Origin of the sequence: Bacillus sp. MYb78, assembly GCF_002975115.1 — a bacterium.
Taxonomy (GTDB): Bacteria; Bacillota; Bacilli; order Bacillales; family Bacillaceae_G; genus Bacillus_A; species Bacillus_A cereus.
This window is the reverse complement of sequence record NZ_PCOB01000004.1, coordinates 142,652-155,725: the sequence shown is the minus strand read 5'-3', so window position 1 is coordinate 155,725 and position 13,074 is coordinate 142,652. Positions and strand designations below refer to the sequence as shown.

Sequence of the window (13,074 nt, the reverse complement as noted above, 5' to 3'; positions counted from 1 at the left end):
GTCATTCTCCGTTCTTTTTAGATATATTCGACTTGTTACTCAAAATTTCTAATAGATAGGAAATTCCAATACCTATTCCACCAATAATCAATGCTGCAATAGCTGTTAAAAACCTTTTTTCCATTGGCTGCGGAAAAAAGAATGAAGAAAAAAATAAAACCGCGGTAAAAATATACATCAAAATACGTCCTTGTTTAAACATGTGTGATTACTCCTTTTTTTCAGGTTTCAAGAAAAAACCTCCTCCAAAACCTTCGTATGATGCATAAAAACCTTTCTCTTGACCCATGTGAAGCTTATACCCATAAGTCCCTACTCCCAATTCTAAGCGGATTGTTATATCGTGATCACTGAAATACGGAATAATATCCGGAACATCAATTTTCTCTAAAAGCAATTCATACTTGCGCGAACTATATTCCGCACCTACCTTGGCTGTATACTCATCATAACCTACAATACTACTAAAATCGTGCATTTTTTGAGTTACAGTTATATCTTCCATATAAGGAATATCCGTTCGTAAAGTTTATTAGTACCAAGTGCACATACCCCTAAAATAAGAACACCTATAATAAAGCCAATCTTTTTAGGTAATTCATAAGGAGACATAATAGCGACTACAAGTAATATAGCAATTGCAACATATGTAATATATTTTCCGGCCTTAAATGATTGCATATTAATATGCCCCTCTCTTAATCCTTCAATTTATTAGTATCACCTATCCTATAACCATCTCTAACGTATAATCCCGTTTCTTTTCCTAATTAATAGTGGATTATCCCTATCCTTTTTCAAACTTTATTATTGTTTAAATTTGTTATGTATTCGTCCTACCACTTTATTCGCCCCTAAGGAAATAGCTCCTAAAATTAAAACAAAAATAATAAGAGCCATCTTTTTAAGTAGGCTATATGGCAATAACATAGCAAATATAAGAAGTATCGCAACTGCAACATATGTAATATATTTTCCGGCCTTAAATGATTGCATATTAATATGCCCCTCTCTTAATCCTTCAATTTATTAGTATCACCTATCCTATAACCATCTCTAACGTATAATCCCGTTTCTTTTCCTAATTAATAGTGGATTATCCCTATCCTTTTTCAAACTTTATTATTGTTTAAATTTGTTATGTATTCGTCCTACCACTTTATTCGCCCCCAATGAAATAGCTCCTATAATTAAAACAAAAGTAATAAGAGCAATCTTTTTAGGTAGGCTATATGGCAATAACATAGAAAATATAAGAATAGACGATGTATCGATAATTAAAAGCCGATTTAAAATCGGCTTTTATACATACTCATTTTCTTTTCTCATGCTTTCGCTTCCCTCATTCAGACTATTATACTCACTTCAAAGTCATAATTACCTGTCTTTCAACAAACCCAAACTCTTCGTACATCTCTTTTGCAAAATTCCCAGCAAATACATTCAACCTAATTTCTGAATATTTCTCCTTTAATTCCTTAATACCAGCTTCCATCAGTTCTCGCGATAATCCTCTCCCGCGATATTCTGGGAAAACGTACAATTCATATATAAATCCAAGTTTTTCACGAGAAAAATAGTCTGTATTTTCCCCTATTAATATCCATCCCATTACTTTATTTTCTTCTTTAATGATTAAATAATATGCTCCTTTTTCTACAATCGGCTTTGTAATTTCAATCGCTTTCTCGGTACTTAATTGACAATTCCCTCTCGTCCCTTCAAAAAGCGATTGAGCCGTATATTTTAATATTTCATTGGTATCTTCTTGATTCGCCTTAATTATCATTTTTTACAACTCCCCTTGAATAATAGGCATTACTATCCCTTGTTCAAGATTCTCCGCTTCCATAACAATTGCCGTTAATCCTTGTTCTGTACTTGTTTCATGGAGCTCTCCCTTCTCCCAAAACACAGCTTGTCCCGCCTCTACCTTTATCTTTTCTTTATTTGCCCCACATACATATCCTGCTCCGTCCACAATAAGAAGCAGTTGAGATACAACTGCTTCATGATTACCGATGATTCCATTCTCGTGTAAATGCATAGCACCGATATGTACATTTCCTTGATGGTTTACTATTTTCGACATTATGAAATTAGATTGAAATACTGATATGTGCTTTCCTACTTTTTCACTAAAATCAAAAATTTTCATTGCTAGTCCTCCTTATACGTATAAAACCATCCTTACTGTCTGCATCATATGTCCTTCAAAGTCTTCTTCAAATTGCTCTAATTCAGCAAAACCTTTCGCTTCATAAAAGCGTTTTCCTTTTTCATTTGCTGCTTCTACATGTATGTACAATTTACGTATCCCATTTAATTCCTTAATCCCTCTTTGTAATAAAGCACTTCCGATCCCTTTTCCTTGCTGATCTGGTAACAAATAAATAGCACCTAATTCCGCTTCATTTTGTAGTCTAACAGGTGAAAAGTTAGCAAATCCTATTACTTCTCCCTCTTCTTCCGCAACGAATAAATGTGTATTTTTAAGACGATATTTCATTTTTTCATCAGAATATGCCTCGTCTAAAAAACTGTCTTGAATTTCTCTTGGAATAATGCCTTCATATGTATCATGCCAAGCTATTTTTGCTACTGATTGTACAGCGTGAATGTCTTCTTGCTTCATTTCTCTAATTACATATGTCATCTCGATGTCTCCATTCTCTTTAAATTATATTCTGCTAATATACTAGAAGAAATGGCAGAACCATTTTTATAATTCACCTTAATTAATTTTAATTTCTCAATTGAAGCTGTTGCAAAATCAAATTTTTCATAAATATATTCCATTACACTTAAAAACTGCTTTGTATGTAATCTATTTGCAATCGTACAATGCGGAACCCATTTTCCCGGTACGTAATATGAATTTGGATTGTCATGAAAATTTTTAAAATAATCATGATAAGAATGATGAAGTTTTAACAATTCATCGGTAACAATCGGTGCTAGAAAGACCGTTCCATTAGTAGGAAAAATTCCAACAGAAGGAAAAGTTACTGCGTCCATATTTTCTTGAATAGCTACAAACTCCCCTAGTTTCCCCGTATACAAATGAACATCTAACTCATTATAATCCGCAATCGTGATATGAGGTTCTACTCCAGCTAATTGATTTGTTCCCATTATATTCGTTAATTCATTTTGCAGTTCTGTAATTTTATTAGTAAATACACGATCAAATGTAGCAATAATAGCGTACAAACTTTCTCACCCCTTCGTTACACATAGTGCTTCCCATTCTTCACGAATCATTCCCATTCGAATAGAATCATAGTATGTTCCTTTATAATAACGACACTTTCGCATTCTACCTTCTAAGCTCATTCCTATTTTCTCCGCTACTTTCATCATTCGTTCATTGCCAGACCAAGTCGTGATTCCTACTCTACCAATCTCCATTTTTTCAAATAGCAAATCTCTATATAATGTCAATGTTTCTGTACCGTATCCACCATTCCAGTATGTTGGGTCATAAATCACAAGCCCCATCTCTAACCAACGCGTCGGTTTATATTCCCAATAAAACCCGACTGTCCCAATGATTTGACCGTTATTTTCTATAATTAAATTTGACAGTGGTTCTTCTTTCAAACGAGTTTGCATCTTCTCTTTATAGGAAGAGTATTCTTGCATTGAGAACGGGAAATATGGCGCATCCCATTTCTTCCACTCTGGGCTTTCTTCTTTAAATATGATATTCCATAATGTTTCTATATCCGATTCTTCTATTGTACGAATTGTAACTTTCTTCCCCTTTAATACAACGTTTTGCATAATTCCCTCCTGCATTCACCTTTATTTCATATATAATTATAATGTTTTTTCAGAAAAATCAAAACCAATATCATATATTATATTGTATAATTTTGTTATAAGATACCAATTATTGATTTAGAAAACTGGTGATTCAATGAATAATCAATTTAGTATTGCTTTATTTCTCACTATTATTACGACAAATATTATTCTATATTTCTTCTTACCATCAAATATTGTTACGAAATGGGACTTCAATGGAACGCCTACATCAACAATGGATAAAAGCACTTTTGTAATCGTAAATATAATTATATGTTCCTTCTTATTCTTTGTATTTTTAGCTTTATCTAAAGCAGCGAGTAACCAGAAATTTCTCCATTGGATCGGCAACACAATGTTACTATTCTTATTTTTTGTCGATATTGTCATTGCCCTCATCGCTCTTGGCTTTTCACTTCCTCTTGATCATTTCATATTTTTAGCATTAGGGCTTTTATTTATATTAATAGGTTATTTCAGTTCCAAAATTGATACGACTAAATCAACCGTTTCATTAGAATGGAATGATAAGCACCTCGAAAAAAGAGCTTCAAATATTAGTAGTATTTCAATGATGATAGCAGGTATTTTCCTAGCGGGGCTTCCACTTATCGTTTCTGCTCCGTATAGAGGTTATGGCATACTAGCGATTATTTTAGGAATGACGCTTATCATTCTACCAAGTACGATTTATTTACTTATTAAAGACAGCAGGCAGTCCACTAATTTAAAAGGTTAATTGAAGTACGAAGGCGCAAAATAGGCAATAAAAAATAGGAGGTTACATCCCTCCTATTTCAGCTCAAGCAAAATGCCTTTCTCTATCCACCCCTCTACACCATCTTTTTTAATTAAATCATATCCTGAACAACTACCATCAATGAGAGAAACGATATCTCCTTTTCTAACGCTTATTTGCGCACAAGAAATATCAGTTTTCACTGTATATTCACCTGACTCAAGTTGTTTCATGTATTCATTTTTTACAGTGAGTAATTTATTTGTTTCCTTTTGCTTACATATTGTGTAATCTTGCATCTTCTCGATAGGCTCTATGTAATAATACGGATATGTCACTCCGCCCTGCATTTCTGAATTCGCATTAAAATCCGCTATTACTTCGTACCCTGGAAAATAGTCTACATATGTATAAGAAAACGTATCGCCCGTTTGTTTCCTCTGAATGATAAATGCATTTAATTGTCCTGCTTCTTTAATTGCATTTCCTCCATCTATTGCAATAATTTTTTTCTCCTCATCAATAACTGGATTGTTAGACGGTGCTTCTTCAGAATAGTTCACGACAGGCCAATGACCAACTATTACATACTTATTTGCTTTATGTGATTTATTAAAAAACTCTGGCATTGCTATCGCATTTTTGCGCTCTGTTTCTTTCCAATCTACTCTATCTTCTAGCCCGGCATGCACAAAAATATAATCTTCTGTTTCAATCGCTGTCGGTAACTCCGTTAGCCAATGTATTTCTTGTGAAAATTCACTTTGCAATGCTTCTCTCACTTCACGAATTGAAGTGCCTTCATGAACTGAAAAATCCAATTGCTCTAGCCATTCATTAAAAATCGAATGCTTTCTCGTACATAAATAATTAATAAGGCGAGGATTTTCATTTAGAAGAGCATCAACTAAAACTTCACAATTTCCTTCAACAACGTGAACCTTTGAATTGTTCTTTACAAGATTCATAACATAGTTTACTACGCCTACGCTATCTCGTCCTTTCTCGCAAAGATCTCCATTAATAATTAAATAATCTTCATCTTTAAAGTTAACTTTATGTAGTGCTTCTTTTAAAAGATTTAATTCTCCATGAATATCAGATATGACGATAACTCTAGCATCATTAGGGATTGATAGTTTCTTTATTTTCTTCAAGTATAAGCGCTCCAATCATTCTCTTTATTAAATTAAAATAATTCGACAAAATACACTATATAACCTTTTCAAATACATATACCATAACTTACAACCTATTTACGGTTTAATAATAACTTAAAAAATAAGAAGAAGCTGTTCCCAACTTTTGCGGGACAACTTCTTCTTATTTTTTATAATTCTTTATGAAAAGAATAACTCACTTTATCATACCCTTCTCTTTCATAAAAACGATGCGCATCAATTCTTGCAAATGCTGATGTGAGGACGATAGATTCACATCCGTTTTCCTTTCCCCAGTTCTCTATATACGAAAGTAATACATTTCCATGTCCTTTTGAACGATGTGCGTCTGCCGTTACAAGGTCATATACGAAAACGTGCTTCTTATTATAAAAGTTCGTACAAATCGCTACACCTGCAAGGCTAACAACTTCATCCTCCTCATTACGCAGCGAAAATAGTTTATAATTTTCTTCTTTCATATTTCGAAATAAAGAGCTTGTTTCCTCTTTTGAAAGTTTCGTTCTTAATTGCTGTAAAACAGGTAATACTTCATGTAATTGCTCTTCTGTTACTACTTCTTTAACATTCATTTTTAACTCTCCTCTAACTATTTATTTAATTTTCTAAATGTTATATCATTATTATAGAAAGTAACTGCCCTTTACTTAAGTGACAGTTTAAGTATTTTTTATAAGGCCAGTTTTAAAGGAGAGTTTTATATGGATTTTACTATCCCATTGCAATTACAAAGTAACACACCTATTTACTTGCAAATTTACGACTATATAAAAGCTGAAATTATACAAGGGAGTATTTCTGTTGGCACACGTCTACCCTCACACAGAAATTTAGCATCACAACTTAATATTAGCCGCATCACTGTTGAATCAGCTTATCAACAATTATTAGCTGAAGGTTATGTAGAAAGTAAACCGAAACGTGGTATTTTTGTAGCAAATTTCGATATTGACGTTATCCCAAATAAAAAACGAGATGCAGCAATGAAGACGAGCAATTTAATAGACGAAAAATTCGAATATGATTGTAGCCAAGGGCTTATTGATCAAAATACATTTCCGATTACAAATTGGAAACGAGCATTACAAGAATCCATTCTTACATACGAAAATGCACTATTTGCCAAAGAAGACCCTCAAGGTGAATTCGCTCTTCGAGAGCATATATCAACATATTTATATCATTCTCGCGGTGTACATTCTTCACCTGATCAAATTGTGATCGGTGCCGGAACGCAGCCACTTCTCTGGCTACTACTTCAACTGCTTGGCCCTACAAAAGAATACGGCATTGAAAACCCTGGATTTCACCGTATACACGCAATCATTAAAAGCTGTGATAGACAAATTCATCCCATACCATTGGATGAAAAAGGTATTGATATTTCTAGCTTATATAATACAAATGCCAAAGTCGCATACGTTACACCATCACATCAATTTCCACTCGGGATTATTATGCCTTTATCTAGAAGATTAGAATTGTTAAAGTGGGCTACTGATTGCAGCGGATACATTATTGAAGATGACTATGACGGTGAGTTTCGCTACGCTGGTAAGCCGATTCCTTCTTTGCAAAGTCTTGATTCAAATGAACGCGTTATTTATATGGGGACTTTCTCAAAATCTTTTTTACCTTCTTTACGAATGGGATATGTTGTTTTACCACCACATCTTTTAAAAACATATCAAGAACTGCATGGAATTTTTAAACAAACAGTCGCTACAATACAACAACTTGCTTTTGCTAACTTTATACAAAGCGGGAATTGGGAACGTCATCTTAACCGGAGTCGTACACTATATAAAAGAAAACATCATGCGTTAGTAAAATCCATTATGAAAGAAATGGGGACTAATGTTCAAATTCTTGGCGAACAGTCCGGACTTCATATTGTTTTATGTGTCCATAACAGTATGAATGAAAACGAACTGATTGAATCCGCTAAAAAACAAAGCGTTAAATTATACCCGCTTTCTCCATATGATTTCGTGAATGATTTACGTAAGGAATCATACGTATTACTCGGTTTTGGTAGCATTCCAGAAAATAAAATTGAAACGTTGGCTATATTATTGAAAAACGCTTGGTTCCCTAGTTGCAAGGAAACTTGTTAACAGTGGGTTTAACTTGTAACATACTAACAATTCAACAAAATAAAAAAGAAGGCTGTTCCAAAATAACTTTTTGGACAGCCTTCTTCTAGTTATTCACCTGACCTAGCTTTCCTTCCCGGACGTTTCACACCAGTCGTTTCTGTTGAATAAGAAGCTTCAATTATAGCGGTTGGATCTACAGAGAGAACGAGATCTTTCATTTTCGGATAAATGAATCGGTTTGTAATACAATAAATGATTCTCTTATGCTCCCCTAAAAAACCACCTTCTCCATGTAGATACGTAACAGATAGTTGCAATTCTTTCATAAGTAAATCGCCTATTTCTTTATTCTTACCAGAAATAATCATAACGCTCTTACCTTGATTTATACCATCTAATATAAAATCAATCATTTTCGTAACAATATAGAAAATGGCTAATGAGAACATCGCTTGTTCGATTGAAAATAAAATGGCAACAAAGATGAAAATAACTGCATTTACTGCAAGTAAAAATGTACTAATCGGTACATTAAAGTGTTTATTCATCCAAACTGCTAACATTTCCGAACCATCAATTGCTCCACCCATTTTAACAACAATCCCAACACCAATTCCGAACAGCACTCCACCATAAAGTACAATTAATAACTCAGAAGTCGTAATTGCTGGGAATGGTTTTAAATAAATTAATCCGAGTGTTGTAACTACATTCGCATAAGATGTACGGATAAAAAATTTCTTTCCCATTACTTTTGCAGTAAATAATAAAATTGGGATATTAATTCCTAAGAACACACCATAAAGCGGCAATCCTGCGACTTTATTTGCCATAATAGCAATAGCCGTTACCCCGCCATCTACTAATCCATTAGGTGCTAAAATAAGCTCTAATGAACCTGCTACTATAATTGAGCCAATTGTTAATAATACGTATTCAAATACTTTCTTCATTCATTACCCCCAAAACTTATATATTTTCTTAGTATTATTTTAACGTAATTTTACTACTAATTCAAAGGTATCGATTTATATACAGAAAAGTTTTACCTTTATTGCTATTTTTATGTAACACATGTAACGCGTAATACTAGAAACACACTTACAAATTAAAAGTAAGTGTGTTTTTAACATCTAGTTAATCTTTACATACGGCTTCATTTTTAATTCAAATATTTCCTCAACTGCCCTTTGATATCCACCAGCATTTCTAAGCGAATCTCCCACTTTACGACTATTTTTCTTAAACGTCACATCATTCATTACTTTCTTTACAGTCTCACGTAACAATTCAGAAGTTAACTCGTTACGATTAAGTGTTATGCCTGCCCCTACTTCAGTCAATCGTTTTGCAACGAATGGCTGATCTCCTGTTACCGGAATTACAACTAATGGGACACCGTAATATAACGCTTCACTCGAACTATTCATACCACCATGTGTCACGAATACATCAGCATGCTGTAATACTTCTAATTGCGGGACATAATTATACAACTTAAAGTTTTTCGGAATATTTTCAAATCGACTTATATTTATCTTCTTACCAACGACTAATACGACTGTCGCATCTACATCTTTAAACGCTTCAAAACATTTGTCATAAAGAGCAGGTTGTTCATTAAAAACTGTTCCCATAGAAATGAAAATCACTTTTTTATTTTTTAAATCTTCGGTAGGAAAACTCCCCACTTCTTTTCGAGTAGCAATTGATGGACCGACAAATTTATACGATTCATCAAATACATCTGAACGCGGCTGATATTCTTTTGAAGTATATACAATCGTAATATCGCCAGGATGGTTCATAATATCATACATACTATTACATTTCATTCCATACTGCTTATTCCATCTTTCCATTCCCGATAAACAAGATTGATATAATGGATTCATTTCATCTACTTGTCTCGATTCTTGCCCATCATGAAAATTAATGTACTGATTAACAGCAAACGTTGTACAAGATGAAACGCTTGGTAATTGTAAAATATTCGCTATAATACGTCCTACTGGAAAATGATTATCATATATTAAATAATCATATTTTTCCTCTTTTGTTTCTTCTACAATTTGAGTAACAATACGCTCTGATGCTTCAATCATATGAGATAGCATCATCAAAGGGCTCCCACCTTCATTTACTCGTTCCATAATATTAATTTGAGAGAGAAAATTCTCAAACACTCGGAATTCCGCACCTGTTGCTTCAATCTTCTTTCTATAATCTTCAATACAATACGAAACAACTGTTTCTCCTCGTTGGATTAACTCACTTACAATAGCTAAAGTCGGATTAATATGACCTTCCCCAGGGAAATTTATTACGAGTACATTTGCCATAATATTCTCTCCTATCCAGTCAATCTTATAAAGTTAACAATTAATTATATTAATTAATTTAAGCCTATTATAAATGAATGCATTCTACTTCTTCATGCTTTTCTCTTCATTTTATTATTGAGAAATATTTTCTATAATCTACATTATTTTGATTCACAATCTTATAAATGAATGCTTAGTTTTACTTTTACTCTTCATAGATTTAAAGATATGAGTCTTACATTCAAGTCTTACTACTATAATTTTTAGACAATTCACACAAAAATGTAGAAATATAATGTTTTTAATGAATTTTCGCTATAAATGTAACTATGCTTTCAATCTTTTTATCTTTATCCTCATAACACATCATCTGTTATATAATAAATTTATAGAATTTACAGAAAAAGGAGTCCTTTCATGCTACAACAACTATTCAATTCACCTATTCTATCCGTTCAAGCCTTGCACCCAGGTTATGAAGATCATGCAAGTGATGTTTTTCTCGTTCAAACAGAAGATACAGAATTTATCATTCGTACTTCTAAAATGAATGAAGAACCAAATAATGATTTTTGGTGGGGATGTAAAAATCTATTTGGAATTGATCCCAGGAACGTCCATCATTTAGAAACTGTACATACATTGCTGCAAGAACATACGAATCTTCCTATCCCAACAATATTAGAAAAACATGTTTTAAATGGCCGTGAATTTGTGGTGGTCGAAAAGTTAGTAGGTAACACAGTTCAATCTTTTATCGAGCAACCAGATTCTATTTTATTTAGCCTAGGAAAAGGACTTGCAGAAATACATAAGTTTAAAGCCGATTTTATAGGAAATCCGTCAGGCACGTTCAAAATTCCACTAAATGAATTCCAATCACATATTTTAAACGTGAGTAAAGAGCTTGTGAATATGTTTTATTCCGATGATGAAAGCATACAAGATGCATTTCCTACCTTTGAATCACAGCTTTCTTCCCTGTCAGTACCAAAAGAAGCTACACTCGTCTTACTTGATATGGACCCTACCCAATTTTTATCTGACGGTACAACTATTACGGGTTTAGTAGATACTGAAGCTTACGCGGTTGCCCCGCGAGAGTTTGATTTTATCGGACTAGAATATGTACTTACTGAAAAAGAAGCACATGCCTTTCAAAGTGGTTACGAAACAATTATGCCTATTCCTCATCTTGTAGAATGTAGACAACCATATCGTTATTTATACCGACTGTTATCTGTGCAAGGTAGTGTGGAATTAAAGGAATGGTTAAGTTACCCATCCTATTTTTAAATACAAATGAGAGGGAGTATACAATGGATATTCAGAAAAAGCGTTCTGTAACAGAAAGTGAAATACAGCAAATGAAGAATTTGGCTTATATTTGCGGGCAACAAGACAACCTTGATTACTCTTCAGATTTACATATCAACTTTTTAAAAAATCGAAATGAAGACTATATAAACGATTTTCTTCTTTATAACGGTACTCAATTAATTGGCGCTTTAAATATGTATGATTTCGAAAGACCAACAAAGCTTGAACTAATAGGCTTTGTACATCCTCATTTTAGAAAACAACGTTTCGGAACTACCCTTTTACAAACTGCAATGAAAGAAATACAAAATAGAGAGACAGATGAAGCTCTTCTTATTATCAATGGGGATTCTATTTCTGGGAATGAATTTATAAAACATATGAAGTTACCGTATTTATATAGTGAATATAGTATGGAGTTCAAAATAAACGAAATTCAAAAAACAACAGATAATAATATACAGCTTACTCTTGCATCTTCAGAATCACTGCTTGACCTTATTGAGATTTCTAGTAAAGCTTTTGGTGATTCAGTAGACAATACGGCTACATGGTTACAAAAAATGATGACTTCACCTTCTCATAAAGTTTACAGTGCTCTTATTAACGAAAAAGCTATTGGAACAATTACAGTTACTGAGCAAGAACAATCTACTACATTATCAGGATTCGCTGTTCATCCTTCTTATCAAGGTAAAGGATATGGAAAAGATATTCTTAGTTATATGGTACATACCCTTATTACAGAAGGAACTTCAACAATTGAATTAGACGTCGAAACGAAAAATAACCATGCTTTAAAACTATATACACAATGTGGTTTTAAAATTAAAACGAAGCATGACTATTATAATTTAATGAATAGCACGGAGAATATTTATGTCTAAAAAACTTATTTATTCTGATTATGATATTTTCGCATCTATTTATAATAAACATTGGGGACATTTTGCCGAACACTCCTATCTAGCTTTTGAAAAACTCGTTTTACAATATGCACAACCACATTCTCATATTTTAGATCTTTGTTGCGGGACTGGTCATCTTACTAGGAAACTACTTGATAACAATTTTGTAGTAACTGGTATAGATGGTTCTACTCAAATGATTGAATATGCACGTGAAAATGCGCCAGATGCAACCTTTTTCGTCAATGACGCTCGCTATTTCAATATAAATGAGCAATTCCACTACGTCATCTCTGCCGGTGATAGTTTAAACCATATTATGAATTTAGATGAACTAAAAAGTGTGTTTCACAACGTTTACTCCGTATTACATAACGAGGGTATATTCGCATTTGATATGAATATGGAAAAAGGATTTCTTGAAAACTGGATTGCTTCGTTTCATATTTCAGAGAAAGAATATGTTTGTACGATTGATTCTACATTTGATAATAAAAACAAAAAAGCAGAAATGAATTTCATATTATTTACGCGTGATACAAATGATATTTGGAAAAGAAGTGACTTTTCTTTTAAAGAAACATGTTACACTAAAGACGAAATTACTCATGCATTACAATCTGTAGGTTTTAAAAATATTCAATCGTACGGTACAAATAGAGCATTTTTCACTTGCCAAAAATAAAAAAACTG

18 protein-coding genes are annotated in these 13,074 nt (G+C 33.0%); 5 read left to right on the top strand and 13 right to left on the bottom strand.

Annotated elements, in window-relative coordinates:
• Position 1 precedes the first annotated feature (1 nt).
• From CQ064_RS11590 to CQ064_RS11550, 9 genes are all read right to left on the bottom strand, one after another.
• Complete coding sequence (locus CQ064_RS11590) at positions 2-202, bottom strand: hypothetical protein (protein WP_000476183.1); 201 nt, start codon at positions 200-202, stop codon at positions 2-4.
• A 6-nt stretch (positions 203-208) separates the two neighbouring features.
• Positions 209-505: a hypothetical protein gene (locus CQ064_RS11585; RefSeq protein WP_002093967.1), complete on the bottom strand. Its 297-nt coding sequence runs from the start codon at positions 503-505 to the stop codon at positions 209-211.
• The gene (locus CQ064_RS11580) at positions 493-681 is read right to left on the bottom strand and encodes a hypothetical protein (protein ID WP_003270359.1); all 189 of its coding nucleotides are present in this window, start codon (positions 679-681) and stop codon (positions 493-495) included. The genes CQ064_RS11585 and CQ064_RS11580 overlap by 13 nt, the downstream gene beginning before the upstream one ends.
• Positions 682-807: 126 nt before the next feature.
• Positions 808-996, bottom strand: a complete 189-nt coding sequence (locus CQ064_RS11575; protein WP_001190441.1) for a hypothetical protein — start codon at positions 994-996, stop codon at positions 808-810.
• Positions 997-1,360: 364 nt separating this feature from the next.
• Positions 1,361-1,789 (bottom strand): GNAT family N-acetyltransferase, encoded by a 429-nt coding sequence (locus tag CQ064_RS11570; protein WP_000584248.1) that lies wholly within the window; start codon positions 1,787-1,789, stop codon positions 1,361-1,363.
• A gap of 3 nt (positions 1,790-1,792) precedes the next feature.
• Positions 1,793-2,158 carry a cupin domain-containing protein gene (locus tag CQ064_RS11565; protein WP_000688070.1) on the bottom strand — a complete coding sequence of 122 codons (366 nt, stop codon included), beginning with the start codon at positions 2,156-2,158 and terminating at the stop codon, positions 1,793-1,795.
• 12 nt (positions 2,159-2,170) lie between these two features.
• On the bottom strand, positions 2,171-2,656 hold the full coding sequence (locus CQ064_RS11560; protein ID WP_000222825.1) for a GNAT family N-acetyltransferase: 486 nt from the start codon (positions 2,654-2,656) through the stop codon (positions 2,171-2,173).
• On the bottom strand, positions 2,653-3,213 hold the full coding sequence (locus CQ064_RS11555; protein WP_000270883.1) for a 2'-5' RNA ligase family protein: 561 nt from the start codon (positions 3,211-3,213) through the stop codon (positions 2,653-2,655). Before CQ064_RS11555 ends, CQ064_RS11560 begins: the two co-directional genes overlap by 4 nt.
• Positions 3,214-3,219: 6 nt before the next feature.
• Positions 3,220-3,786 carry a GNAT family N-acetyltransferase gene (locus CQ064_RS11550; RefSeq protein ID WP_001181849.1) on the bottom strand — a complete coding sequence of 189 codons (567 nt, stop codon included), beginning with the start codon at positions 3,784-3,786 and terminating at the stop codon, positions 3,220-3,222.
• A gap of 136 nt (positions 3,787-3,922) precedes the next feature.
• Here CQ064_RS11550 and CQ064_RS11545 point away from each other — a divergent pair, with 136 nt between their 5' ends.
• A complete protein-coding gene (locus CQ064_RS11545) occupies positions 3,923-4,549 on the top strand; it encodes a DUF1648 domain-containing protein (RefSeq protein WP_001064610.1) in 627 nt (208 codons plus the stop codon).
• 53 nt (positions 4,550-4,602) lie between these two features.
• Here CQ064_RS11545 and CQ064_RS11540 read toward each other — a convergent pair whose 3' ends face one another.
• Together CQ064_RS11540 and CQ064_RS11535 are read right to left on the bottom strand one after the other, a co-directional pair.
• Positions 4,603-5,706 carry a metallophosphoesterase gene (locus tag CQ064_RS11540; RefSeq protein ID WP_000721391.1) on the bottom strand — a complete coding sequence of 368 codons (1,104 nt, stop codon included), beginning with the start codon at positions 5,704-5,706 and terminating at the stop codon, positions 4,603-4,605.
• Positions 5,707-5,879: 173 nt separating this feature from the next.
• Positions 5,880-6,302, bottom strand: coding sequence for a GNAT family N-acetyltransferase (locus CQ064_RS11535; protein WP_001101119.1), 423 nt, complete (start codon positions 6,300-6,302; stop codon positions 5,880-5,882).
• 129 nt (positions 6,303-6,431) lie between these two features.
• Between CQ064_RS11535 and pdxR the strand changes: the two genes are divergently transcribed.
• Positions 6,432-7,847 (top strand): MocR-like pyridoxine biosynthesis transcription factor PdxR, encoded by a 1,416-nt coding sequence (gene pdxR, locus CQ064_RS11530; protein WP_000348017.1) that lies wholly within the window; start codon positions 6,432-6,434, stop codon positions 7,845-7,847.
• Between the two features lie 89 nt (positions 7,848-7,936).
• Here pdxR and CQ064_RS11525 read toward each other — a convergent pair whose 3' ends face one another.
• Both CQ064_RS11525 and CQ064_RS11520 read right to left on the bottom strand, forming a co-directional pair.
• The gene (locus CQ064_RS11525; protein ID WP_000755126.1) at positions 7,937-8,782 is read right to left on the bottom strand and encodes a YitT family protein; all 846 of its coding nucleotides are present in this window, start codon (positions 8,780-8,782) and stop codon (positions 7,937-7,939) included.
• Positions 8,783-8,962: 180 nt separating this feature from the next.
• A complete protein-coding gene (locus CQ064_RS11520; RefSeq protein WP_000024461.1) occupies positions 8,963-10,171 on the bottom strand; it encodes a macrolide family glycosyltransferase in 1,209 nt (402 codons plus the stop codon).
• Positions 10,172-10,570: 399 nt separating this feature from the next.
• On the opposite strand from CQ064_RS11520, the gene CQ064_RS11515 reads away from it, so the two are divergent.
• Genes CQ064_RS11515 through CQ064_RS11505 form a run of 3 tightly spaced genes read left to right on the top strand, consistent with a single transcriptional unit; the run spans position 10,571 to position 13,066 of the window.
• The gene (locus CQ064_RS11515; RefSeq protein WP_000941364.1) at positions 10,571-11,449 is read left to right on the top strand and encodes an aminoglycoside phosphotransferase family protein; all 879 of its coding nucleotides are present in this window, start codon (positions 10,571-10,573) and stop codon (positions 11,447-11,449) included.
• 23 nt (positions 11,450-11,472) lie between these two features.
• Positions 11,473-12,360, top strand: coding sequence for a GNAT family N-acetyltransferase (locus CQ064_RS11510; RefSeq protein ID WP_000354428.1), 888 nt, complete (start codon positions 11,473-11,475; stop codon positions 12,358-12,360).
• Complete coding sequence (locus tag CQ064_RS11505) at positions 12,353-13,066, top strand: class I SAM-dependent methyltransferase (RefSeq protein WP_000038481.1); 714 nt, start codon at positions 12,353-12,355, stop codon at positions 13,064-13,066. The genes CQ064_RS11510 and CQ064_RS11505 overlap by 8 nt, the downstream gene beginning before the upstream one ends.
• The last annotated feature ends 8 nt before the right edge of the window (positions 13,067-13,074 follow it).